Genomic DNA, 25,182 nt, shown 5'->3' with positions numbered 1-25,182 from the left:
TACCTTCACCAGTTAGCGCTCAGAATTGCGCTTAATTACCTAGTGATTCATACCATTCCCCCCGCCCGTATATCTACGCCAAATGGGTGGCGGGGAGCTTGGCTCGGTGGTTTATTAGGGGGTGTGGACAAAGCCTAAATCCGTGCGCTTTTATCCACACGGGCTTTTTCCCTTCAAAAATTACCCAATAAAAATACGGCTGGCTAACGGGTCACGGACCGCGAAGCCCTAGACTTTTGACCCCCCCTGGGGGTGGGCTATCGGCTGCGGATATACCCCCCTCTCGAAACTCGCGCACCTGCAAAAACCTAATTGCTATCGGTCTAGGGGCGGGGTGTCATTGACTTTTGATACCCCCCCGGGGGCTTGGCTGACCACCTCGGCAAATGACTGTAAAAACATTTCCTCTATACCCTTATGTAAAAAAGTTAGGGAATTTAGGGAGATAGGCCGCTAGCCTAGACACAGCGCGGGATGCACGCTCCCTAAGCACTTCAAAAACCTAGGGAGCTCCCTAAATAAAATCGGCAAAATTTAGGGAATGCGGGGTATTCGATCCGGTTTGGTGGTGGAACTGTCCAACAGGCTTGCGACTCATGCTCCCTAGATTTTCAGGGAGTCTCCCGAACTTTTTAGAAAACTTAGGGAGCCTGCAAGCCTTGCCGCATAAGGCTTTAAGCTATATCTCCCTAAATTCCCTAACTTTTTACATATACCCTTTCGTTTTTATTTGGCTACGTCAGCGGTTGAACAGCCAGACGACCTGTCACCCACTACCCTATGGCGTAACATTGTTGGGGGTGCGGGGAATCAACCAGACTCTACCAATTCGGCGGACAGCACCAGCACGCGAACCGAACGACCGGCAACACTGCGTTTCACGGTGGTTTGCGGCTTGCCAGTTTTACTGTTTGACTCCACCTTCAACAACAATCCTCGCTCAGCCATTCGACGCCATAAAGAGCCGGCAGAAATCAGAAAACTATCCCCTTGATGACGGGCAAATTCTTGAATGATCTTGAAGACGGTATTAGGCTCTAACCATACCTCGGCGGGTTGTGCGTCCCTGGGTTCGGCATACCAGCCGCAACAGTCGCCCATCGGTTTATACATATCGTCGCCGTTAAGGTCTTTGCCGGAACTGCGCCAGCCCCAGCTAAATGGCCGAGTGACCGGCGGCCCTTGCTTGGTCACGGTGGCAATGTGACCATTGCCCGAGCTGAACGCGGCTCGTAAGAGTTGCAAGAAGCGTTCGACTTCATCTTGCTCGGTTTGATAAGAACCCTGTTCGCTGAATGCCTGCTTTAAGCCGCTCTCAAGCTCAGCCAATACCACGTTGGCCTGTTCGCTGGTCAACGTGCCTGCGTCTTCCAGAAATTCCAGAAAGGTTTCCGCGCCGCCTAGCAGGTTGCTGTATATCTCTGGCGCTCTGGGGTGACTGCTGGCGAAGCCGTCGCGAATCGCGGCGTTGCGAAGCTGTTCAACCGCCTTTGGGAATTCAGCCTTCAACCGGTCCATGCGCGGCGCTAGCCATTGCAGATAAGCAGACATCAGCCCGGCAAACTGCCCGGCCTGTGCGGCATGCTGTAGTTTGCTGAGCGTGGGGTTATCAACGTCGGCGCGGCCTAATTCCAGTATCAACAATCGCCCTAATAACGATTGCCCACGGGGTAAATCCTCGGCGGTTACGATCATCATTGATCGATTGAACGGCGCGGCTTGCGCCTGCATATTGGCGGTGCGGCGACCCCGTCCGGCCCCGTTGCCTGTACCGCGAATAATCCGCTCGGCCATCGCGTGCTGCTTCTCGGCTTCGACGCGGTTAACCGAAGGGCGGAAGTCGTCAATACAAAACACGCCGTCTTTGCTCTGATGGCTTTTGGCCTCGGCATCATTCGCACTATCGGACCAGTTCGCCGGAAAGCTGCGGGCGGTGAAGTCGCCATAAAAGGCCTGGGCAATAGCGGCTAGTGCCGACTTACGGGAACCGGTTAAACCGTGTAGCCAGATAGCAAAGTCGGTTTGCTGGCATTCACCCAACGGCGCCCGCGCCACCGCTGCCAACAATGCCGCACCGATATGCGGCCTACTGGGTGCCACGTCCAGCAACAGCAGCGCATCGGCCACCGCCTGCTTCAACTCATCGCCGGCCAACGATGTCGGCAGCGCATAGCGGCCCATATTGCCCGGCCCTAAATCGACTTGAACGCCATCGATCAGACCGGTGGCAGTGATAGCCCCCGAGCTGGTCAGGTAGTGCCATTCACCATTGATTTTTTTCCACCCGGTGAAGCGATAGACCACCCGGCGCGGTATATCGCCCGACAAGCGGCTGAATTGATGCACGGCGGCGCGGAGGTTGTCGCGTTTGGCCGTGCCGGGATAAACGAACACCCGAGAACCCCAAGCCTCGTTAGGCCAGCAGGCTTGTGATGAAAAGAACGACTTGGCCGGTACATCGACCGCCGGCAGCGGCAAACCATCATCGCGCCGGCCTTCAATCCGCAGAAAGGCAGCATCGTTTAAACCGTCTTCGGCGGTGACTTCCTCCTTGATTGAACAAACGAAATCGCATAGCGGAAACTCGACAAAGCCGGAACCATCCGGACCGGCCTTAACGGCGCGGGATTGATGAAACGCACCGTTTTTTATCAAGTACTCGCCGAACTTTTCCGGCCGGGTTGAGCGTCCGCCGCCGCCACCGTTGCCGGTGGGTTTTTGGGTGCCGGCATTCTTGGCGGATGGCGGTTTCTTCGCACCTTTAACCACTTCCAGAATCGGCGGGGTTTTAGACTTATCCGACATGGCCGCCCCCGTTCAGAAAGATTTGGTAGTCGTTAAAATCGGCATTCGGTATCGGTGGCACCATCACCGAACCGCCAACCGCCGCGGCGGCTTCGTTGGCTTTGGTCAAGCCGGGATTGCCGGCTGTCTCAGTATCGTTGTCGGCAGCAAACACAATCTTGGCATTCGGCAATTTTTCCCGCACGGTCAGGCCGACCGCCAACAGATTGTTGGCCGTGAACGCCATATAAGTCTTGATGCGGGTTTTCTCGTACAGCGTGCAAGCCGTTGCGAAACCCTCGCAAATCAACACCGTGTCAGTTTTCGCACCGATCCACCAGAACAGGCCGGCCAGGCCGCCGCCTGGCAAAAAGTCTTTATTCCGCGTGAACAATGGATGCTTATCGGGAAATATCGCTTGCAGACTGCGGAGTGCGCCGATGTGGTCGAATAACGGTATCAGCAAGCTATTCTCAATCGATACCGTTTGCTTAGTGCCGGTGGCGTCGGTAACGGTGCGCTTCCAGGTGCCAACGCGGGCAGCATGCGGCTTGATTTGCTTTGCCAGCAAGTAAGGATGATCTAACGGCGCGGGTTCGGCAGCCGTCCAGATGGCCAAGGCCCGTTTGGCTGCACGATCCATACGGGCTAATTCCTCGGCTTGCCGGCGCTTGCGTTCGCGCTCGATCCGCTGGCGCTCGGCTTCGGATAGTGCGGTGGCTTGACCTTCAGCATTCAAAAAGAATGAACCCTTTTCGCCTGTTTTCCAGTTTTGCACTATTCCGCCTTTACCATCGGCAAAAATCTTTATACGACCGGCACCGTTGCCGCGTTTACCATCTTCGACATCAACCACTTGGAAGGTGTCACGCTTCAAATACTTAGGCTGTACCAGACCATAATTGGCCAGGGCCGCGCGGGCAGCGTCTTCGATATGCTGAAAACTCATTGCGCACCGCCGGTTTCTTCGATTTGGTGGCCGCAATGCGAACAGGCGACCGGCTCCAGCATTTCTATTTCCAACTCCAGAAACAAACAGCCCAACGCATCAATTAACTTACGGCACTGGTTGCGCGATGAGCCGGGAATCTTCAACGCTTCGGCTGCGATGGCTGACTTAATCCTGCATTCCGTGGCGGTTTCAGCCTCAGCCGCCGCAATGGCGCTGCGCATCTTGATAAGTTCGTCTTGAGGGGCTTTTTTGACAGGCATTACGCGCCCCCGATTTTATCGAGCAATGCCCGAATATCGGCGACCGGCCAGACACGGCAGCGCGGGGAAAGCAACGTTCCCGCCGGATACTTGCCCTCTTTTACGCCATTGAGGAAGGTGCTTTTTGACACACCCAGCACTCCCAAGACCGATGGCAATCTAACGAAGCCTTCAGCCGGCAAAGGTGCTGGGGTATAAGTGATTTTATTCCGCTGTCTGCGGCGGTTTGCGGTTGGTGCGCGTTGCGCGTTTGCGGGTTTTGATAACATCGTTTAGCCTCCTTTGGGCCTTGTTGATCGATGTCGTCATTTTGCGGGCGTGTGTTTTGCGAAAAAGGGTAAAAACCAAGGGCAAAATTTACCCCCTTAATAGTTTATTTCGGTTTTCTCTTCTTGGGCTTGCTTGCTGCAATCGTATCGTTGAAATATTGGGCAAGCGTAGAATTTTTATGGCTAGAGAGTTTTCTCACCCTGAGTGTTGTTAGCATGTGCCAGCGATACGGATTTATTTTTATTCCACGACTAACCTGATTACATATATTTTCAATATGTTCAATAAGCTTATCACTATCCAAAAGTCTATTTTCCCTTGAATCAAGCCCCTCGGGGATTTCCTGATAATACTCAACTCCCGAAAGCAGATACGAATCGTTTTCTGTCAAAAGCCCTTCTTCCCTGAACATCAAGAACAAATCATAAATTTGCTTTTTCATCATGTCCTTATGGTATTTTTTCCCCCATCCCAACCAATTATTAATAAATTCTCGCCTATTCGTTGATAGCGAGTAAAGCACCCCCATGAGGCCAGAATGAACCCAGCTTGGAACAGGCTGTCGGGAGTGATAACACAGTGAAACCGCATCGGCTATCGCCCCTAAATGACCAGAAGAATAAACATTTTCCAGTTCAGCAAGCTTATCGTCAGTGTCAGAACAACCAAGGACATGCTCCAAGCCATAAATTACCCAATCCGGCAGAGGAATATCGTGTTTCGTACAAAGGCCAAAGGCTTCGCGTAAAGCCAACCTTGATCGACCTTGCTTCTCGTAATTTGTTTTGAGTTCCAACAGGCGTTGCTCAATTTCGTCAATCTTCATTTAAACCACTCGCCTAAATGGAACGATCTCAGCCCCAGCTTTCAGTCCGTCTAAATAATCCGCCCAGGCCTGCATCATTCGGCGGCGTTCGTCCAGGTACTGCGCCCGGTTATAGGCCGCCCTTACCTGGTCCTTAGGCATGTGGCATAGCTGCCGCTCGATTGCATCCGGCGACCAGCCTTGTTCATTGAGCAACGTTGATGCTGTGGTTCTAAAACCGTGGGCGCTCATCACATCCTTTTCGTAGCCTAGTGTTTTCAACGCTGTGCGAACGGTACCGTCGGACATTGGCCGACCGTCGCCACGACTGGACGGGAACACGTACTGACCAACCCCAGTTAACGGTTTGATGGCTTCCAATATCGCTACTGCCTGGCATGACAGCGGGACAATATGTTGCACTTCGGTTTTAGTGACGAAGTAACGCCACTCCATGGCCGCAAGATCGATATCTTTCCATTCCATTTGCCGAATCTCGCCAGGCCGCTGGAACAGGTAAGGCGATAGCCTGAGCGCGGTTTGCACAACAAAGGTGCCTTGATAGTGGGCGATGTCGCGCAGCAATTGGCCGACTTCCTTGGGGTCAGTAATCGCGGCGTTATGAATAACTTTTTGCGCGGGTATTTGAGCGCCGACGGCCTGTGCTGGATCGTAATCGGTGAAGCCGTGGGCGATGGCATAGGCAAAGGCGCCGCTGATGTCTGAGCGCACCCTATGCGCGGTTTCCAATTGGTTTTTGATAATCAACGGCCGCACGATGGCGAAAACATCCGGCGACTTAACCTCGCCAATCGGCATTTGGCCGACCGCCGGGAATACATACAGCTCAAAGCGGCGGAGTTTCTTTTGATGGGTGATGTCGCGGACGGTGTGAGCATTTGAGGCTAACCATTCGCGGGTAACATATTCGAAGCTGTTGATTAGTGGCAGGCCAGCATCAAGGCGATTTTGAGCTTCGGTGGTTTGTTGGATGTCGGCCTTTTCCTGCTTGCGAATTTCGCCGGGGTCTATGCCATTGGCAATCTGCTCGCGGGCGGTCACAGCTTTGCGCCTGGCGTTTTCTAGGGAGGTTTCGGGGTACGATCCAAAGCCAAGCCGATTCTGCTTTCCTTGAAATCGATAGATGAAACGCCAAAGTTTTGAACCGTTGGCTTTGACCAACAACGTCAAGCACTCGCCGTCGTTTATTGTGTAGTCTTTGTCTTTAGGCTTTGCTGCCCTGTAGACCGTGTCTTTATTGAGATTCTTAGCCATCGAGTGACACCGAAAGTGATTCGCAGTGATACGTTTTGGCGTTACTTTAGCCCGTATCATCAAACGTGTCACTGTTTGCGGTGTATGTCACTGCATTTTGTTGCACTTCTTTGGACAACAAAAAACCCGCTAAGCCAGGCGGCTTGCGGGTTTCTGTATGTTCTTGCACTTCTCTAAATCTTTCTTTGGTACCGAGGGTCGGAATCGAACCGACACTCCTTTCGGAACCGGATTTTGAATCCGGCGCGTCTACCAGTTTCACCACCCCGGCAAAGAAAGCGTCATTATACTGATTTTTGCAGAAATGCCAAACTATTTTTTACGCTGCCAATATTACCGCTGCTTTCAGCTTTTTCATGGCGTTTTGTTCAAGCTGTCTGATACGCTCGGCCGACACTTGATAACGGTCCGCCAATTCGTGCAAAGTGGCTTTTTCTTCCACCAACCAGCGGCTAGCCAGAATATCGCGGCTTCTGTCGTCCAAGCCAGCCATGGCATCCATCAGCAATTCTTCCTTGCGGTCTTCCCAGTCGCTATTTTCCAGCAATAAAGCCGGATCGGCACCATGCTGTTCCAGATAAGCGATGGGTGCTTGCACATGATCTTCGCTGTCATCGCCCGTTGGCTCAAGTCCTATATCGCGACCGTCCAAACGCCGTTCCATTTCGTAAACCGTTTTGACGTCCACGTCCAGGTTCTCTGCTATCGCTTTCGCATCGTCTTGCGATAGATAGTTCAAGTCGTTTTTAAACTTACGCAGATTAAAAAACAGTTTGCGCTGCGCTTTAGTGGTAGCAACTTTAACGATGCGCCAGTTTTTAATTACGTATTCGTGAATTTCCGCTTTGATCCAATGTACGGCAAACGACACCAAGCGCACACCCATGTCGGGGTCGAAACGCTTGACCGCTTTCATCAAGCCGATATTGCCTTCCTGAACAATGTCCGCCAACGGCAAACCGTAACCGGCATAGCCTCTGGCTACATGCGCCACAAAGCGCAAATTGGACATCACCAGCTCACGCGCAGCATTCAGGTCGCCTTCATCCCGGTAACGTAACGCCAAGTCCTGCTCCTGCTCGACGCTGAGTTTGGGCATTTGGGCGACTAAGTTCAAATAAGAATCAAACGTCCCAACCGATAAATTGATCGGCAAAGCCAAGCTGTTGTTCATATCACCCTCGTTTCCGCGGAATAAATTAACGTTAACCGAATTCTAGCACTCGAAACACGAGAGTGCTAATAATTTAGTAAAAATCTTTTGATACAGATAGTTACACTGACTTTTGCTTCAATTTTGCTGTGTAAGCAGCTAACGATGCCGCCTTTACGAATTCCGACCAAACTCGTTAAAATGCAGATTAAGTCAGAAATCTCCGCCTAACTCATCAAAACCACAGCCATTTACTCAAACATGTCAGCTTCCGATAGCCCCGTATCATCCAACTTTATTAGACACATCATTGCCGCCGATCTGGCCGCCAACAAAAACAACGGCAAAGTTGCCACCCGTTTCCCCCCCGAACCCAATGGCTATCTGCACATCGGCCACGCCAAATCGATTTGCCTGAATTTCACACTGGCCGCCGAGAACCAAGGCACTTGTAACTTGCGCTTTGACGACACCAATCCGGAAAAAGAAAGCGTCGAATATATGGAAGCCATCGAACGCGACGTGCAATGGTTAGGGTTTAAATGGGCCGGAAAATATCACGCTTCCGACTATTTCGAACAACTCTACGCTTACGCGGTGCAGTTGATTAAACAAGGCGATGCCTATGTCGACAGTTCGACCCCGGAACAAATGCGCGCGGACCGCGGCACCTTGACCGAACCCGGTAAAGAAAGCCCGGACCGTAGCCGCTCCATCCAAGAAAACCTGGATTTATTTACCCGCATGCGGGCCGGCGAATTTGCTGACGGCCAGTATGTGCTGCGCGCCAAAATCGATATGGCCTCGCCTAACATTAATATGCGCGACCCGACCATCTACCGCATTCGCCGTGTTCATCACCAACGTACCGGCGATGCCTGGTGTTTGTACCCCATGTACGACTACACCCATTGCATTTCCGATGCTTTGGAAGGCATCACCCACTCGATCTGCACCCTGGAATTTGAAGATCACCGCCCACTCTACGACTGGGTGCTGGACAAGTTGCAAACCCCTTGCCATCCACAGCAAATCGAATTCGCCCGCTTGCAATTGGAATACACCATCGTCAGCAAGCGTAAACTTCTGCAATTGGTCACCGAAAAGCACGTCAACGGCTGGGACGATCCCCGGATGCCGACTATTTCCGGCCTGCGCCGGGCCGGTTTTACCCCGGAAGCGATTCGCGATTTCTGCGAACGCATCGGCGTCACCAAAAACGATTCCTGGATCGAAATGGGCGTGCTGGAAAACTGCATCCGTGAAGACTTGAACGAACGCGCGCCCAGAGCGATGGCTGTGTTGAGACCGTTAAAAGTGGTGATCGGCAACTGGGAAGACGGTAAAACCGAAACTTATCAAATCGCCAACCATCCGCAAAAACCGGAAATGGGCAGCCGCGAAGTCAGCTTTTCCAAAACCATTTTGATCGAACAAGACGATTTCATGGAAAACCCGCCTAAAGACTTCAAGCGTTTGGTGCCGGGCGGTGAGGTGCGCTTGCGCGGTTCTTACGTGATCAAATGCGAGGAGGCTATTAAAGACGACGCCGGCAATGTTATAGAACTGCGTTGCAGCTACGATCCGGCCACCTTAGGCAAAAACCCCGAAGGTCGTAAAGTCAAAGGTGTGATCCATTGGGTATCAGAACAACACGCCCTGCCTGCCGAGCTACGTTTATATGACCGATTGTTCAGCCACCCCAACCCGGACACGCTGGATAATTTCCTGGACGGCATCAATCCCAATTCGCTGGAAGTGTTGACTGATTGCCGGGTAGAAGCCAGTTTGGCAGCCGCCACGCCGGATACCCGTTATCAATTTGAGCGCACCGGGTATTTTTGCCTGGACTATGCCGACAGCACCGCGGAAAAATTGGTGTTTAACCGTACCGTGACCTTGCGCGACAGTTGGGCAAAGTAGCAAGGTAATTAACCATGGCCGCGCTGCAACCCTTAGTTAGCCATCTCGAAACCCAAACCGGCCAGTCTCTTAACAACCACCGCCTCAGCACTATCGGCGGTGGCGACATCAACAGCGCTTACCGGCTGCAAGCCGCCAATATCGACTGGTTCATCAAATTAAACCGGGCAAGCCTGGCAGAGATGTTTGTAGCGGAAGCGGCCGGTTTACGCGAGTTGGCCGACATCGGCGCGGTGCGCGTGCCCAAGGTGATTTGCTTTGGCGAATGTCAACAACACGCTTATCTGGTGTTGGAATTCATCGAATTGGGCGCGTTGCATAGCCGTAGCGCCAGCTTATTCGGCGAACAACTGGCCTTGCTGCACCAGCGACCGCAAGCCTATTTCGGCTGGCACATCGACAACACCATAGGCTCCACGCCACAGCACAATACTAGATACGACGATTGGGTCAGTTTTTGGCAGCAACAACGCCTGGGCAAACAATTACAGTTTGCCGCCGCCAACGGTTATCGCGGAGCGCTGCAGAGCCAAGGGGGAAAACTGCTGGAAAGAATTGGCGATTTTTTTAGCGATTACCGCCCTCACCCATCCTTGCTGCACGGCGACTTGTGGGGCGGCAATGCTGCCGCAGACAACCAAGGACAACCGATAATCTTCGACCCGGCTTGCTATTACGGAGACCGTGAAACCGATCTGGCCATGACCGAATTATTCGGCGGTTTCAGCCGCGATTTTTATGCGGCTTATCAAGCCGAATATCCGCTGGACCCCGGCTACAAAACCCGTAAAACCCTTTACAACCTTTACCATATCCTTAACCATCTTAATCTGTTCGGCAGCGGTTGCTTGAACCAGGCCAACAGCATGATCGCTCAGTTATTGGCCGAATTGAACTAATCGCGCCCAGCGCCGAATGACCAACAGAAGCGATAGATTGACATAGCCAGTTGCAATTCCCCCTCCCCCATTTTCCCGGCTCATAAAAAGAATTTTTCCCGCATCAATCCAGGAATTTCCTCCTGGATAATAGCCGTCAACTTTAAGGCCGAAACATCAGCTTATATCCAGAGCCCCGTTTCGAAATTTATGACACCAATCCATTCCACCGCTGCCATGAGCAACACCCTAAAAATATTGTTAGTCGACGACCATGCCGTGGTACGCGCAGGATTTCGCATGCTGTTGTCGGTTAGTGGCAATGTCGAAGTCATCGCCGAAGCGGAACGCGGCGAACAAGCCATTCAGCTTTATGGCGACTCCAAGCCGGATCTGGTGGTCATGGATTTATCCATGCCGGGAATCGGCGGTCTGGAAGCCATTCGCCGGATCGTCGCGCGGGATGCTAATGCGCGGATTTTGGTATACAGCATCTATCACGAACAAGTTTACGTGCGGCGCGCCTTGGATGCCGGCGCGCAAGGGTACATCACTAAAAACATGGCACCGAATCTATTGTTGCCGGCGATAGAAAGCATTATGCAAGGTAAAGGTTATACGGAACCCGGCCTGCTTAAACCCGCGAACGAGCCTTCCGCCAATGTGCAGTATCAAGCGCTGATCGATGCATTCTCGCCGCGCGCGTTCGATATTTTCCGGCTACTGGCCCAAGGCCTGACGGTCTCGAAAATTTCCGTTCACCTGTGTTTGGGCAATAAAACCATCGCCAACTACGCGACGCAAATCAAGAAAAAACTGCAGGTGCAGACCACCACCGAATTGGCCCACATCGCCGTCAACCTAAACATACTCAATCAGTAAACCTTATCTAAAACCGCTCAGCGCAATACTCTGATCGAACCCAAGGTACCGGTTTCAACGGTCACGCTCAGCCGGGTAATTTTACTGACGCGGATCGCGTTCTTGGGTTGCGAGGGGTCGAAATTGAATTCATCGCCCTCGCGAACCATAAAAGTACCGACACCGCTGACTTCCAACAGAGCAATAAAGGCCTTGCCGGACGGATTCAATAAGCCGCGTAGTTTAAGGTTAGGCACCTTCATGGTTTCCTGATTTGGCATAAACCCATACGCACCGGCGGCGGTGCCGCCCTGCTCGCCAGCCGTTTCGTACATCAGTTCGCTGGGCGTGAACGGATCGCGCAACTGCTTCGGCGCCGCAGGCGTCAAAGGCAGCGGCGTGGCCGGCGCTTCCAGAGCCTGCGCGGCTAATGCCGCCATTGAAAAAACAAGGCCGGCAATCGGCTTGATTGAATTCGACAAACTCATTTAATGCCCCGATACCAAAGAGAATAAGGCTTGAAAGAATGCATAATAGACAAAGCCTACCATCAAGCCTATGACCAAAATCATCACCGGCTCGATCAGGGCCGACAGGCGCTTGATCGCAATTTCCAACAGCTTTTCGTAATAAAGCCCCAGTTCCTGTAACACCTCGTCCAGCGCCCCGGTCCCTTCGCCTACTGCAACCATCTGCACCACCAGCGGCGGAATGCGTGGATGATCGATGCTGCGCGCAATATCCCGCCCCTCTAAAATCTGGTTCGATGCGGCCAGCAACTGATCGACATAAACCCGGTTGCCCAGCAAATTAGCGGTAATTTTCAACGCTTCAAACACGGTGACACCGCTGCGTAGCAGAATCGACAGCGCCCAGTTCATCTGCGCCATGGCACCGGTCACCAGCAACGAACCGATCACCGGCAACCGCAGCAACAGCCGGTCTATCCACAAGCGGCCGTTACGGGTTTGATAAATCAACATTACCAGCAGCAGCAAAGCAGCCACACCGCCGACCAGCCACAGGCCATGCTGGCGCACGTAGTCGGATATATCCACCAGCAACTGGGTAGAAGGCGGCAAGGCTTTACCTTTGCCCATCAAAACCTTGCTGAATTTGGGGATGATTTTTACCACCATGAAAATACCCACGCCGATTGCCGCCAGCACCACAATCGCCGGATAAATCATCGCGTTGATAGTCTGCGCCCGCAATGCGGCTCTTTTATCCAGATGTATCGCCAACCTTTCCATGATCTGATCCAAATCGCCTGTAGTTTCGCCGGCGACCACCAAATTGATCGCCATTTCCGGAAACACCGCCTTGTGCTTACTCATCGCCGACGACAGCGATTGGCCGACCCGAATGTCCTTCAGCATCAGGCGTAAAGTCAAATTCAAGCGCGGATTGGTCAATTGCGCCTGGGCCAGCTCCAGGGCCTGGGCCACCGGAAGGCCCGCCCGCAGCATAAAACTCATTTGCCTGAAAAAGAATATCAACGCCGTATTCGTTACCGAACGTTGCGAGGCCAACCAGTCCGAAAAATTGGCCTGCCCAAAAAAACCGCTACTGCCGCGTCCCTGCCGCAATGCCAAAACTCGCAAACCGCGCTGGCGCAATTGTGATGCTGCATTACCCATATCGTCGGCTTGCAAGCGGCCACCAATCTCGTTGCCGCGCTCATCCAAGGCGGTGTAAACAAATTCAGCCATCTCAGTTTACGCCGCGCATACCGCGGCTTTTGTGGACCGCCACATCGCGTAACTCGTCCAACGTAGTCATGCCCAACAGCACTTTACGGCAGCCGTCCTCCCACATAAAACTCAGCCGCTCGCCGGCACTGGCTTCCAAGGTTTCCTCATCGGTACCGCGCGCCACCAAGCGTGCCAGAGTTTCATCCAGCCACAGGGTTTCGAACAATCCCAGCCGGCCGCGAAAACCGCTGCCCTGGCAGATCACGCAACCGCCCGGTTCGTAAATCTGCACGGCATCGTCATCCCGCCCCAGTTCCGCCAGCTCGGCTGGCGTCGCCAAGCGTGATTTGCGGCAATGCCCGCATAAGCGGCGCACCAAACGCTGGGCAATAACCGCCGCCACCGTGGAACCGATCAGGAACGGTTCGCAACCGATGTCGATCAAGCGCGTGACAGCGCTCACCGCGTTGTTGGTGTGCAGCGTCGAAAACACCAAATGCCCGGTCATGGCCGCTTTTACCGCCACATCGGCGGTTTCCGGGTCGCGAATCTCGCCTACCATCAGCACATCCGGATCGTGCCGCAAAAACGAGCGCAGGGCGTCAGCAAAGCTGACTTTCGGCCCGGTCTGCAATTGAGAAACCCCGTGCATCACATATTCGATCGGGTTCTCCACGGTCATGATGTTGATGTCGGCGCGGTTGATTTCCTGGAGCGCGGCGAACAAGGTGGTCGATTTACCACTCCCGGTCGGACCGGTCAGCAGCACCATGCCATAGGGGCGGTGGATCACCTTGCGAAAATGCTGTAAGTCGTCTTCCATCATGCCCAAATCGGCCAGCGTCAAGCCGAACGCCTCTTGGCCGAGCAGCCGCAGCGTCATCCGTTCGCCCAGCCGGGTCGGCGCCGTCGCCACCCGAATGTTAAAGCCCTTATCAATAGGCTTAGGCAAATGATAAGAAAAACCACCGTCCTGCGGCATACGCTGTTCGGCTATATCCAAGCCGGCCAGAACCTTGACCCGCGACACCAAAGCGGCAGCCGCGCCGGCGTTGGCGACCAACGGAAAGTCGCGCAATTTGCCGTCCACCCGCAAACGAACCCGCAGACCTTGCGCATCCGGCAATAAGTGAATGTCCGAGGCCCGGTAAAAATAGGCTTCGCGGATGATGCCGTCCAGCATGGCCACCAAATCGGTATCGGTCTCCGCCGTCACCGCGCCGCTTTGCTCGGGCGCCGATTTTCCGGCCAATGCCTGCTTTACCTTTAATTGCAATAAAGCCAGATCGGCCATTGCCAGCGGCAATACCTGCCCCAACAAGCGTTGCACCGAATCAATGCCGCCCCGGTCGCCCGGATCGCCACAGATCAGTAACACCTGTTCACCATCACTCACCGGCAACAGCAATTTGCGCTGTACCAGACTGGGCGGAATTTTTTTTAACAAGGTGTTTTCCACCTGTAGCGTATCCAGATCGACATACGGCACGCCGTATTGCTCGGCCACCGCCCGGTGCAAGGCCGATAAGGGAAAACGATAATGGGCCTGAACCATGCTTAGCAAACTCAAGCGTTGCCGGCGGGCGTCAATACGTAAGCGCTCCAATTGTGCGGCCTCAACCAAGCCGCAGCGCACACCGGCTTCCAGGAGATGTTCGTCATTGATAGCCATACGCTTACAACGCCAAAATCACTTCGGCCAGCAGGGATTGCGGATAGCCGGGCATCGCCAACACCGGCATGCGCTCGACGCTGATACGCAGCACCGCCACTTGAAACGGTAGCCGATCCAAATCGTGAATGAAGCGGTTCAAAGCCAGATAGGTGCCCTCCACCTCCAGGCGCCGCAACGGTCTTTCCAACAACGACCCCGGCGACATGCGCGCCACCCAACCAGCACTCAACGGCGGAATCACCGCAGCGATGGGCGCAGCGGCAGCGGCCGGCGTCACCGTCGCCGGTTTGTTTTTCCGGCTTTTCTTGGTGGTTGCCGGTGCCGCCGCAACCGGCGCGGCATTGTTGCTTACCGCCGCTTTGAAAACCTCGTTGGCGCGCACATGAATCTGCGCATCCCGCGCCACTTTGGAAATATTCACAATCAGAAACTGCGAGTCGTCCGGCGCCAGATGTTTTTCCACGCTGTCCGACTGCTCCTTGATAGCCGCCAGCAAACGCTCTTGTTCCGCTAATTGGCTCTTCAAACGCTCGATGTCCTCATCCGGTTCTTCCGGGATCTCGGCGGTACGCAGGCGCTTATCGGTGGCTTCCGCCGTTTGTTGCAATTGGCCGATTTCCCGGTTGGCCGGCACCCAGCGCAACCAGGCGTATCCGCCGATGACGATCACGCCGATAGCCAAGGCCGATAACCATTGTTCGCGCTTACTCAAAGGGGGTAGTTTCATGGGGGTTTGGATTGGATAAACGAATGATTTTGCCGTCCGGCTCGGCCAATTTGACCAGCCGCAAGGAAATACTGAAGCCGTTGCTCTGCAGCGGTCCTTTGCCGAAAGTCACTTTGGGCTCGCGAACCTGCAAATCCCAGCGGGCGGCGGCATCACCCACCCGTTTGATAAAGGTCTGCGCCGCGCTGTCGCTGAGCGCCCAGGCTTCCAGCACCAGGTTTTCCGCTTCGATGCGTTTGGCGTCGATAGGATTGGGCGGAGCCGCGTTCGGCGCCGCGGCCGGTTTTAATGCCGACTTGTCCGGCTCATCCAAACGCTCGATCACCACCTCATTGTCAACCAGCGTTTGCAGCATACCCAACACACCTTTGACCAAATCCATGCGCTCCGGAATATCTTCGTCGTAGAAGCGGGCCAGATTTTCCAGACGCGACTGTTCGGTGCGCAAACTCTTTATCTTGTCCTTGATCTGGGCGATTTCAGCCGCTTGGGCATTGATGCGCTTAATAGCCTCATCGATACTTTGCCAGCTGGTATCCACCTGCTGCTTGTAGCTCTCAACGCTGCTTTTGCGCGCCCACAAGGACAGCTCGGCCACGCCGACCACCACCAATAGCAGCAGCACCAGCGCCGCGGCCCGCACCTCCAAGCGATCACGCAGTGCCGGCAACGGGCCGCCCAAGCGCACCCCCACGCAACGCTCCGCTTCGGCCAAGCCCAGGGCGTGGTAAGCCGCTCCGGCCATGCCCGGCGAGACCTTATCGCCAACGACAGCATGGGTTAGCGGGTGCAAGTCCAGTTCCAGCATGTGTTCCAAATTAGCGGCCAGCTCGGGTGCCGGCGGCCAACTAGCCAACCACACCGGCTCGCGCGGCGGCGCATGCAGCGCGTGGTAGCTTTCCAGGCAAATATCCAGCGGCGCTTTGTGCAGATTCAAATAGTGGCGCAAGGCCGTAATCCCGTCAGCGGCTATCCGCGTGCTAAACCCCAAACCGGGTTGAGTCTCCAGCAGCACCGCTTGGGTTTCTGTCGGGGGCAATAAGGCCGCGCTGCAACCGGTCAAGGGATACATGGTTTGCAATTTCAAACCCTGCCGCGCAAAAGCGTCCGACCAGCGCTGCAACAAACTTTGGTGCACGCAACTAATCAGCCAATTGAAAGTGCCGGGTATATCTTCCACCGCGCTCTGCGCCGCCCAGCCCACTTCGATCGCCTCGTCAGCGGCTTTCAGCCATTCCTGCCCAGTCAAGCAAGCATTGAGCTGACTGCGCTTGATGTAGCCCAACTCCACCGCCAGATCGCCGAAACGCCGCAAGGAAAACTGCTCGGCCAACGCCAAGCCACCGCCGGCCCTGGATTTGCCTTGCTGCAAATCCATCACCGCCCGGGCCTGTTCCTCGGTCATATAACCTTGGCCCACCAATAAATGCCCCACCGACCAGCGGGTAACGTGCTGCAGCAACAGTGGCTCGGCTTCCCAGCGCGCCAGCTCCAACATCTGCAACAACGGCCGGGGTTTGCGAGGATTGACCGGTAACTCCACCAGCGTGGAAAACACCGCCGGCGACAACAGAATCGCCGAACCGCCGCCCTGCCAACCCTGGCTTTTTAGCGTAGTCAACACATCGCTCAGGCCTTCGGCCATATCCACCTGCTCGGTGTTTGCCTGATACAGCAATTCCATATCCTGATCGGCACGGCGCAGCACGGCGGCGCGCAAGGAAAAACCGTCGGTCTCGCAGACTAATAACTGCGACGGGATAGCAAAAGGGATAAAACGGTTAAATTTCATGGAGGCTTGGCATTAGAGATTTTTTAGCGGTTTCCGGACTGTGGCATTTTCGGCGCTGCCGCTTGGCGCCCCGACGATCCTCGATCGCTGCCATTAAGTTAACAGCAGGAGATTCCCTCTCCCCCAGGGAGAGGGTTAGGGTTAGGGGAATAAATAAAGGAAGAAGCGATATTTTGATCCCCTCATCCCAACCTTCTCCCAGGGGGAGAAGGGGCTTTTTCCTTAGCGTATTGGCAGTGACGGCCCGCAGTGAGAGCACATGGCGGGACCGATTCGGACAAAGTGGACTCATGGAATGATCCAATTTAGGGCCAAATTCAGTGTCTGGCGGGGTAAGACACTGAAACTGCGGATGTTGCTTACAGCCGGAACTGGATTTTCGGCCACACAATCGCCGTCGAAAATTCGGTAGTTATCCGGGTCACCAGACGGTACTTCGTGGCAAATGATTGCATACCCGCGTTGTCCGATAGGCAAAAGTGGCGGCGTGCTCAACTTAAAGCTCTCGGTTTTTTGACTGCTCCCCAATACTGATTCCTTTGTCAAAACCAAGTAATCAGGGGTTCCTTCGTCCGAATCGATGTAATCCGTCAAATCGGATAAATAAAGGCGCAACACCAAATTAACTGGGTTGGGCGTTGGCAATGGTGCCCCACTTTGATTCTCAAACGTCACACTCACTGCCGCCGGTAATGGCACCTGCCAATCGGCGCTGACAATCAGTTGCGGCGCGGCCACGTCATCGGTGGCAACAGCTAAATCCATGCCTTCGCTAGCTAAACTGGCGGTCGCTGCGGTTACGCTGTAATCCCAGCCTGAATCCAGCGCATCAGCGGCCGCATTCGCGCCCTCGTTGCCATAGCCGTCTCTAAAACGCAGGCCGCCGCCGGATTCCGGGATAACCTGTAAATAGGGGCCGCGCCAGCCCATGCCGACACCGGTGTCTTGATCCAAATGCCAATCGCTAACGATTTCGGTGTCGTCGCACGGCGATTCAAAGGTTTTCGGAACGGTGGCGGGAAGCACCTCGTCACCGAGCCTCAATAACTCCGCCAAACATAAGGGCAAGCGCCCCATATCGGCCACGAAGCCGCTAAGCTCCGGCGCGCCGTTCACGGTGCGAGTCGGGTCGCCGACGATGGCTTTACGGATCAGTTCCATCCGGCGTTTGGTTTCGTCGTATTTAGCTTGATCTTCCACGCCCTCGGTCAGCATCAGACCGGTGGACGCCACCAGTGCCATCAAAAAAATCACCAGCAACATTTCCAGCAGGGTAAAGCCGCGCTCGGATTTGTGATGTATCGAACCGACCGCAGGTAGGGTGGATAAGCGCAGCGCATCCACCGGGATAGGTTTGCATGCGGTGGATGCGCTGCGCTTATCCACCCTACTCGCTGTGCCCAAAAGCTGGCATCGATTCCCACGGCGGAGCGCGATAGCCTGCGCTTTGGCGTTTTTGGCGATTTCGATCAATAAGTTCATCTCAACAAACACAGCACGGTATCGTCACCACCGCCGGCCAGCTGGCAAGTGCCGGGCGTTGGGTTATCGTCGGTTTTATCCGGACCCAGGCTGACCAGCCGGGCTTTGTCGGCGTCATCCAAATCCAGCATGAGGTAATTGGCTTGATAGGCATCGGTAATCACCCACAAATTATCGACACCGGCATAACTCATCAGAGCGCTTTTGCGTTGCAAATACGGGCCGTTCCAACCACGATGGGTGTCCGGATTCCAGCCGTTGCCGGAAGGATCGGCAAACAGCATCCAGAAATTGGCCGGCGATTCGCACCAGGCCAGTTTTGCGGCGTCGGTAGTGCCCGCTTCGGAAGGTAAATTGACTAAATCCGGGTTGATTTTGCCGGCGTTTGCCGGGTCCTCGCAGACATAAACCCCCTGCCCCGGCAAATCGTTGCTACCGCTATCGCGGCGAAACTGCAACAACGCATTGCGGATTTCCGCGATTTCAAACCGGGTAGCGTCTTGGCGGCCTTGATCCTGCACGCCTTCGTAAGCCAGCACCGCCATCCCAGCCACCACGGCCATCAGCGCAATCACCGCCAATAGTTCCAGCAGGGTAAAACCAGCTTGCGACCGAATTTTCACGGTTTTGGAACGCACGGCGGCAACATCGCGCCAGGCGACGGACCGTAACATCCCGCTAAAAACAAACAATAAACACCTCATTTACTTGCTTGTGAAAATTAAAAACTTAGCCAGCCCTCGTTTCCGATTCACTGGCATTAAGTTGGCGTCACGCCGGCATCGGCACCCAATCAAATATGTCTCAGTTAAAGTTGCTTGGCAGGCGCGCCGCTGCTGGTGACCACTTTTGCACCCAGCGTGGAGGCCAGCATCGGCAACATGAAATTAACCTTGGCACTGTCCGGGCCTTTAAGATGGAAAAGGTCGACAATAAACTTTGAGGCATCATTCGGATAAGCGGCCAAGGCCCGGCTCAGCGTGTTTTTGGATGCTTGCTGATCGCCGTTCAGGGCTTGCATCAGCGCCAGCCGGTACACTAAATTGTTGGCCGGCACAAAACGCACGGCAACATCCGCCAATACAGTCAGTTGCGGCCGCATCGCCAAATCATCGGGCTGACCGGTAAACGTAAAAATCATCGGCACATAAGGCTCGAGCAGCGGCGCTTGCGTCACCGCTTTTTGACAGACATCCACCAGATGATCGGAGCGTTGCTGAGAGGGTTGCGCCACCGTCGCTAACAACGCCAACTCCATGCGCAGATAGTGGGTTTCATGTACAACTGCCACGGACGCGGCGGCAGCAATGCAGAAGCCGGCTATGACAGTGCCGGTTTTTTTCCAGGCTATCGGCCGGCTCAACTCATCACCCAAGCCCAATACCATCGCGGCAACCCCTAAAAACGGCGCGTACCACAGCGGGTATTCCAACATGCTGTGAATGCCCAAAATGGCCGCCAACAACATCAGCCAAGTTTTAAACGCTTGCTGCGTTGTCCCCTCGCCCACGGCCAGCACCGGACGAATCCAGCGGCTGATAGCCAACAACAGCAGCAATACCGGTAATAAACCCAGTTCGGCCAACAAGTGCAAAATCAAGTTGTGCGCGTGTTCGATGTAGGTGGGGAGTGCCGGAATATATTGACCAGCTTGAAAGTACGCAGTATCGAATTGCCCGAACCCTTGGCCCAGCAAGGGCTGCTGCAAAAACAAGTGCCAGGCCACTTGCCAGATATGCCAGCGCGGCGACGCGCCGCTGGTTGGTTGTAGCATGCGTTCCGCCGAGCTCAGTTGCGCGTCCGGCAAAACACCCAGAGACCACAAACCCTGCAAGGCTAGATAGCCGAAAAGGCCTAAACCAATGGGTTTCAACCAGGCGGAACGGTAGCGCCAAGCGATGACAAAGATGGCTAGCCAATACAATAAAACGCTACGAGAAGGCGTCAGGCTCAAGCCCAGCATCAGGCTAAACCCGCAGAATGCAAATACCCACCGAGGTAGCCGACCAAGCGCATGCCAGTACAGTAAAGACACACTGCCCAAGGCCAAGAAATCGCCGTAGTTGTTGGCTTGGCCGACGCCGCCCCAGTCGCCGATTTCCCCGGATAACCGCCCGAATAGCTCACGCCAGGCCACCAGCGCGGCAGCCGTTACCAAACCACCAGCCAGCCAGCCGCCGACCCGTTCGCCACCAAACTGTTGCCGCAAATGAGCCATCAAAACCATCATCAGCGCAGCCCAAGCCAAATAAGCGATCCCCATATAGGCATGGGGTACGACGACTTGTGGCAACAATGTGGTTTGTAACGCCAGATAGGCGGCCAGCGTTAAAGGCAACCACAGCGTGCGCGGCAGCTGCAAATGCTCGCTACGCCACAAGCCTGGCAATGCCGCCGCACAAGCCAGCAATCCGCCGGCTACCGCCAGCCATTCCAGATGAAAGGTGATTACCGGCTGTAAATGCCAGGGCGCCAGCCAAGGCAAAATCGGCAGCAAGCCTAATAGCAACAGGCTGAGCGGTGGAAGTTTGGAGAAGTAGAGCGATTTCATCGTTTGTTGTCGGTTTTGGTTGTGTTGCGCTTTTCGAAGCATGAGCGGCTCTTACGTCCTTGGGCATAAGCATTCGTCCTTCGGCCTTGCTCAGTATCCTCAAGGGCATTGAGGCGAACGGGATTACGGGCCGGAAAATAGGCCGCCATTCCGCCAGGGCTGCACTTCGAGCACTTACGACTAGCGAAATCCAGATTGCCGAGCGGTAAAACGCCGTCGCCATCCGGTGCCTCCGGACTCGGGCAATCTCTCCCGAGGTGGTGTTTAATAATTGGCTGTGACGCTTACACCCGGCAATGCCTAAAGGCTGCCATTTGCACTGCCAACCTGATCCAAATGCGACCGTCCGAAATGGCGATAGGCCCGGTACCTGCTAGCTCTAAACTCTGCAACAAAGCCCAGAGCTAGCAGGGATTCCCACGGCGGGCCGTGGGAACCGGCGTACCTAGCTAAACTTAGTTAGGATTTTGAGCGGCGATGTTTTCGTCGATCATACGGCCTTCGGTGTCAACCACCGCCAGCAGACGGGGTTTGGTGAACAACTCACCAGCAACGATGTTGTTATCCTCGGCCCCCCCATTCGCGCCATCTTGACCGACGTGGAACAAGGCGATGTAACGAGCATAAGTGGTTGCAGGATTGATGTTTTGGCTCACGAAAGTCGGCGCGGTCGAAATAGCCACAGAAGAATTGCTGGTGCTATGTGCGGCATCGTGACCAAAGCCCAGAGCAATTACCAAGTTGCATTGGTCGCTTTCCAGTGAGTCGTTGATGACGTTTTGACGATCACCGTCCGTAGCCGCCATAGCGGTACCGTCTAGCTTAGCGCCCAGTGCAACTGTGTTGACCTGACAAGCCGCAGTACCAAAGGTTGGCAGGATGGCGACGTTAGCTACGGCGGCCCAGTCGTTCTCTGCGGCGTCACCGTTATTGTTGGTGGCGCCTTCATTGTGTTGCAAGTTAGGTTCTACACCAGTCGTCGGTGTTGCAGTGGTCCGTTGCTGTATTTCCGTAATTCCAACTGCCGCCATCGCGGTGTTTAAAGCTTGACCAAACGGTGTGGCCGAAGTTGGTACCGCCCAGTTGGCAAAGCGCTGAGCAGTCCTTTCAGACAAGAAGCCAGGGCTGACACCACCAGTGGTTACCAAGTTATCCCATTGATCAGGGAAACGTTGAGTCACCGCGCGGTAGTTACGAATCGCGCCGTCAGCGGTAGAAGTGCTATTAGAAGCGGCAGTCGCTTGCGCGCTGTCGCCGATACCGTCATACGCCACCAATGCCGCAGTCGCCAACGTAGCGATCAGCGTGATAACCACCAACAGTTCCAATAAGGTGAAACCCGCTTGTCTGTGTTGCAGTCTTTTCAGTTGTTTGCCTTTCATACTGTTTTCTCAAATGTAAATGCCGCAACTGCCTCACGCAGCCTGTTGGTCATCTTATTTTTTGGTTTTTTGATGTGACCCCATCACACTCGTTTTACACTGCGCATCCGTGCGCGGATTAGTCCTGAATTCTCTGTTCTTGTCCCCGCTCTAAGGCTCCCGCGTGGGGATGCATACTCTGCTTCAAAAACCGCTATCCACCACAAAGCGATATTGTTTGCCGCAGTGCAGAATCACTTCTTTTTGCTGACGCTTGAGAATTTTGACCTCGACCCGGATTTCACCGAAGCCGTCGTGTTGCAATACTTCATCAAGCAATTCCATCAGCTTGCTTTTGACGGGTTGGGCTTGCATGTGGTTATCGTTTCTCGTCATCTGTTTTTTCTCCCTCATTCAATTCAAGCGTGTTCATTGCGCCGGCAAGGCCAGTTTGTAACCGCTATGGCGGGCCTGATTCAGCCAATATTCGGCTTTTTCCTGCTGCTCCGGATCGGGATTGGTGGCGTGCACCCGGTACAGCATGTATTGAGCGTGGGCATGCCCCTGGCGGGCGGCGGATTCGAACCAGCGCCCCGCCAGCGTCATGTCCTGTGGACCACCCAATCCCAGGTAATACAGTTCACCCAGCAGGGCCTGGCTATTGGCGTCGCCGGACCCGGCGGCGCGATGGCACCAATCGAAGGCTTGGGCAAAATTGATCTTGCGCAATTTGTCGCCGTAACGGTAGGCGTAACAGTTTTCGGTGGCGATGTCGGCCGGGGTATCCAGACCCATGTGGTTGGGCTGGCAGGCGCTGGAAAGTGCGGCGGCCAGTGCTAGACCGGAAGCTCTGCTTACCGAGCCCTTGCGGTGGGATACGCGGAGTGTGTTCAAAATGTCGCGGCTCATTGATCCGACTCCCTCAGGCGCGGCGGCGCGCAAAACTCGCCGCAAACAGGTTCGTCCGGATTTTCGGGTTTGGGCACCGGCTTGGCTTGCATGGCGGTGTCCGGTGCGTAGCGGTGGTATTTGTCAGTCGGATCGTATTGTTCGTGGTGATCGTTGCCTTGATTTAATACGTAAGGCGTAATCAGCAACACCATTTCGGATTTGCTGTCGGCGTCGGTGGTTTGTCTAAATATGTTACCGAGCAGCGGTATGTCAGCAAGGTAGGGTACCTTACGTCTTTCACGAGAAAATCTGTCGCGAATCAAACCACCCACCGCGACGGTATAGCCGTGCCGGGCGAAGATTTCGCCTTCCATGCGGGCCGTAGTAACGGTATCCACCGGTAATTCAACCACGACTCCACCCGTGCTATTTGTTACCGGAATGGATGCGGCTCTCTCGTTTAGTGTTGAGTTTTCCTGCCTGAGCTGGATGTGGATAGTACCGTCGGCATTGATGTGCGGGGTGACTTCCAGAGTGGTGCCAATTTCCTTTAACTCGGTTTCCGGGGTGGAAATGGTGCGAGTGGTATTCAGGTTATCAATGTTATCGATGGAATAGCCACGCACCATGATGCGTTCCTCGCCGATGAACAGGTTAGCCGGGCGATGATTGGATGCAACCAGCATGGGGTTGGAAACCACGTTGACGCGGTTGTTCTTCTCCAAAAATTCGATATTGGCCTTAACCTTATCACTAAGAAATTCGTAAACAAAGCTGCCGCCGCCGGTCATGGCCGCCGCGCCACCCATGATCAAGGGATTGAGGCTGTCACCTTGAATCTTGGTATTTTTGATTTCGAAGTTGAACAAGGAGCTAAAGTCTTCGCCAACCTTGACGTCGATAATCTTCATTTCCAGCATTACTTGATTTTGCGGTTTGTCGAGTTGCTCAACCAGGCTGGAAATGGATTTAAGAATGGCATTGTCGCTGGTCTTGACGATCAGCTGGTTGTGTTCGGCGTTGATGGTGACGTATATCACTTTGTTGATGCCGGACACCTCGGACAGCTCGCCGGGATCGACACGTTTGCCGTCGGCACCGAGTTCCGCGAGTTGTTCGACGCTTAAATCCTTGGGTACTTCTTCGCGGAAACCTTGCTGTAAATTGCCGTACCGACCGCCGGCTGCGCCTTGATTGCCCATGCCGCCGGAAAAACGGTTGTTACGTCCGCCGTACATATTGCCGCTGCTGCTACCCCCAAAGCCGCCTTGAAAACCTCCGACTCCGCCGCCCATGCCGCCACCGAAGCCGGTATTGCCCATACCGCGGTTATTGCCGAAACCGCCGCTACGGCCGTTGCCGCCACGCCCATTCATGCCACCCATGCCGCTCAACATCATCGCGTTGCCGTAAGACACTCGTACCCGATTGCCATACAGACTTTCGATAGCCATAGCCACCGCCATGACATTGGGGTTGCGCAATTGAAACACGCGCACGTTGTCGTCTTGGCCCATCACCAGATCTTTGCTGTACTCTTCCTTGGTCATCAGTCTGAAGGTACCGGCATCGCCGTTATCCTGGCGGTACCAAAGATCGCTGATGCGGCAAATCGTGCGAATGGCGTCTTCCAAGCTGACTTTTTTTAAAAAAATCGTCACATTCTTTTTGCCGGCTTCCGGGGTCGCAACGATATTGACGTTGGCGTCTTCGGACAGGACGCGGATGATGTCGGAGACCTGGGAGTTTTTGAACTCCAGCTCCTGAATTTCGAAAGACTTAGCGGCAGCAAGCACGGTAAAGCCTGCCGACAGCAGCATGAGCATGCATAACACCCTGATGTGCTTT

The 25,182-nt window shown here is 54.5% G+C and carries 22 protein-coding genes and 1 tRNA gene; 3 read left to right on the top strand and 20 right to left on the bottom strand.

What is annotated here, in order from left to right; genetic code table 11:
* Positions 1–810 precede the first annotated feature (810 nt).
* The 8 genes from CWO84_RS04775 to rpoH form a co-directional block, all read right to left on the bottom strand.
* Positions 811–2,805: a cell wall-binding protein gene (locus CWO84_RS04775; RefSeq protein ID WP_101051921.1), complete on the bottom strand. Its 1,995-nt coding sequence runs from the start codon at positions 2,803–2,805 to the stop codon at positions 811–813.
* The gene (locus tag CWO84_RS04770) at positions 2,795–3,733 is read right to left on the bottom strand and encodes a toprim domain-containing protein (RefSeq protein WP_101051920.1); all 939 of its coding nucleotides are present in this window, start codon (positions 3,731–3,733) and stop codon (positions 2,795–2,797) included. The genes CWO84_RS04775 and CWO84_RS04770 overlap by 11 nt, the downstream gene beginning before the upstream one ends.
* A complete protein-coding gene (locus tag CWO84_RS04765) occupies positions 3,730–3,996 on the bottom strand; it encodes a hypothetical protein (RefSeq protein ID WP_101051919.1) in 267 nt (88 codons plus the stop codon). Before CWO84_RS04765 ends, CWO84_RS04770 begins: the two co-directional genes overlap by 4 nt.
* The gene (locus tag CWO84_RS04760; protein WP_117433613.1) at positions 3,996–4,265 is read right to left on the bottom strand and encodes an AlpA family phage regulatory protein; all 270 of its coding nucleotides are present in this window, start codon (positions 4,263–4,265) and stop codon (positions 3,996–3,998) included. The genes CWO84_RS04765 and CWO84_RS04760 overlap by 1 nt, the downstream gene beginning before the upstream one ends.
* A gap of 104 nt (positions 4,266–4,369) precedes the next feature.
* Entirely contained in the window at positions 4,370–5,092 is a 723-nt protein-coding gene (locus CWO84_RS04755; protein ID WP_101051918.1) for a hypothetical protein, read from the bottom strand.
* On the bottom strand, positions 5,093–6,346 hold the full coding sequence (locus CWO84_RS04750) for an integrase arm-type DNA-binding domain-containing protein (protein WP_101051917.1): 1,254 nt from the start codon (positions 6,344–6,346) through the stop codon (positions 5,093–5,095). It abuts the gene before it with no gap.
* A gap of 186 nt (positions 6,347–6,532) precedes the next feature.
* Positions 6,533–6,617, bottom strand: a tRNA-Leu gene (locus tag CWO84_RS04745).
* Between the two features lie 48 nt (positions 6,618–6,665).
* Positions 6,666–7,520 (bottom strand): RNA polymerase sigma factor RpoH, encoded by an 855-nt coding sequence (rpoH, locus tag CWO84_RS04740; protein ID WP_101051916.1) that lies wholly within the window; start codon positions 7,518–7,520, stop codon positions 6,666–6,668.
* 240 nt (positions 7,521–7,760) lie between these two features.
* On the opposite strand from rpoH, the gene CWO84_RS04735 reads away from it, so the two are divergent.
* The 3 genes from CWO84_RS04735 to CWO84_RS04725 all read left to right on the top strand — a co-directional run bounded on the left by CWO84_RS04735 (position 7,761) and on the right by CWO84_RS04725 (position 11,182).
* Positions 7,761–9,422, top strand: coding sequence for a glutamine--tRNA ligase/YqeY domain fusion protein (locus tag CWO84_RS04735; RefSeq protein ID WP_101051915.1), 1,662 nt, complete (start codon positions 7,761–7,763; stop codon positions 9,420–9,422).
* A 14-nt stretch (positions 9,423–9,436) separates the two neighbouring features.
* Complete coding sequence (locus tag CWO84_RS04730) at positions 9,437–10,321, top strand: fructosamine kinase family protein (protein ID WP_101051914.1); 885 nt, start codon at positions 9,437–9,439, stop codon at positions 10,319–10,321.
* Between the two features lie 189 nt (positions 10,322–10,510).
* Positions 10,511–11,182: a response regulator transcription factor gene (locus CWO84_RS04725; protein ID WP_346426960.1), complete on the top strand. Its 672-nt coding sequence runs from the start codon at positions 10,511–10,513 to the stop codon at positions 11,180–11,182.
* A 17-nt stretch (positions 11,183–11,199) separates the two neighbouring features.
* Here the strand turns inward: CWO84_RS04725 and CWO84_RS04720 are convergent, their stop codons facing one another.
* The 12 genes from CWO84_RS04720 to CWO84_RS04670 form a co-directional block, all read right to left on the bottom strand.
* Complete coding sequence (locus CWO84_RS04720) at positions 11,200–11,649, bottom strand: hypothetical protein (protein WP_205800343.1); 450 nt, start codon at positions 11,647–11,649, stop codon at positions 11,200–11,202.
* Entirely contained in the window at positions 11,650–12,873 is a 1,224-nt protein-coding gene (locus tag CWO84_RS04715; protein ID WP_101051912.1) for a type II secretion system F family protein, read from the bottom strand.
* Position 12,874: 1 nt separating this feature from the next.
* Positions 12,875–14,527 (bottom strand): GspE/PulE family protein, encoded by a 1,653-nt coding sequence (locus CWO84_RS04710; RefSeq protein WP_101051911.1) that lies wholly within the window; start codon positions 14,525–14,527, stop codon positions 12,875–12,877.
* A 4-nt stretch (positions 14,528–14,531) separates the two neighbouring features.
* A complete protein-coding gene (locus CWO84_RS04705; protein WP_101051910.1) occupies positions 14,532–15,257 on the bottom strand; it encodes a hypothetical protein in 726 nt (241 codons plus the stop codon).
* Positions 15,235–17,049, bottom strand: coding sequence for a hypothetical protein (locus tag CWO84_RS04700; RefSeq protein WP_033156646.1), 1,815 nt, complete (start codon positions 17,047–17,049; stop codon positions 15,235–15,237). Before CWO84_RS04700 ends, CWO84_RS04705 begins: the two co-directional genes overlap by 23 nt.
* A 288-nt stretch (positions 17,050–17,337) precedes the next feature.
* Positions 17,338–18,531, bottom strand: a complete 1,194-nt coding sequence (locus tag CWO84_RS04695; protein ID WP_101051909.1) for a type II secretion system protein — start codon at positions 18,529–18,531, stop codon at positions 17,338–17,340.
* Complete coding sequence (locus tag CWO84_RS04690; protein WP_165786268.1) at positions 18,528–19,205, bottom strand: type II secretion system protein; 678 nt, start codon at positions 19,203–19,205, stop codon at positions 18,528–18,530. Before CWO84_RS04690 ends, CWO84_RS04695 begins: the two co-directional genes overlap by 4 nt.
* A 134-nt stretch (positions 19,206–19,339) precedes the next feature.
* Entirely contained in the window at positions 19,340–21,082 is a 1,743-nt protein-coding gene (locus CWO84_RS04685; RefSeq protein WP_165786267.1) for an O-antigen ligase family protein, read from the bottom strand.
* 455 nt (positions 21,083–21,537) lie between these two features.
* Positions 21,538–22,464, bottom strand: coding sequence for a type II secretion system protein (locus tag CWO84_RS04680; RefSeq protein WP_101051906.1), 927 nt, complete (start codon positions 22,462–22,464; stop codon positions 21,538–21,540).
* A gap of 183 nt (positions 22,465–22,647) precedes the next feature.
* On the bottom strand, positions 22,648–22,839 hold the full coding sequence (locus tag CWO84_RS24120; RefSeq protein ID WP_133120646.1) for a hypothetical protein: 192 nt from the start codon (positions 22,837–22,839) through the stop codon (positions 22,648–22,650).
* Positions 22,840–22,872: 33 nt separating this feature from the next.
* Entirely contained in the window at positions 22,873–23,352 is a 480-nt protein-coding gene (locus CWO84_RS04675) for an SEL1-like repeat protein (protein WP_101051905.1), read from the bottom strand.
* On the bottom strand, positions 23,349–25,160 hold the full coding sequence (locus CWO84_RS04670; RefSeq protein ID WP_133120645.1) for a type II secretion system protein GspD: 1,812 nt from the start codon (positions 25,158–25,160) through the stop codon (positions 23,349–23,351). The genes CWO84_RS04675 and CWO84_RS04670 overlap by 4 nt, the downstream gene beginning before the upstream one ends.
* Positions 25,161–25,182: the final 22 nt, after the last annotated feature.

Origin of the sequence: Methylomonas sp. Kb3 (assembly GCF_002834115.1) — a bacterium.
Taxonomy (GTDB): Bacteria; Pseudomonadota; Gammaproteobacteria; order Methylococcales; family Methylomonadaceae; genus Methylomonas; species Methylomonas defluvii.
The sequence above is the reverse complement of the archived record's forward strand: the minus strand, read 5'-3'. Positions and strand labels throughout refer to the sequence as shown.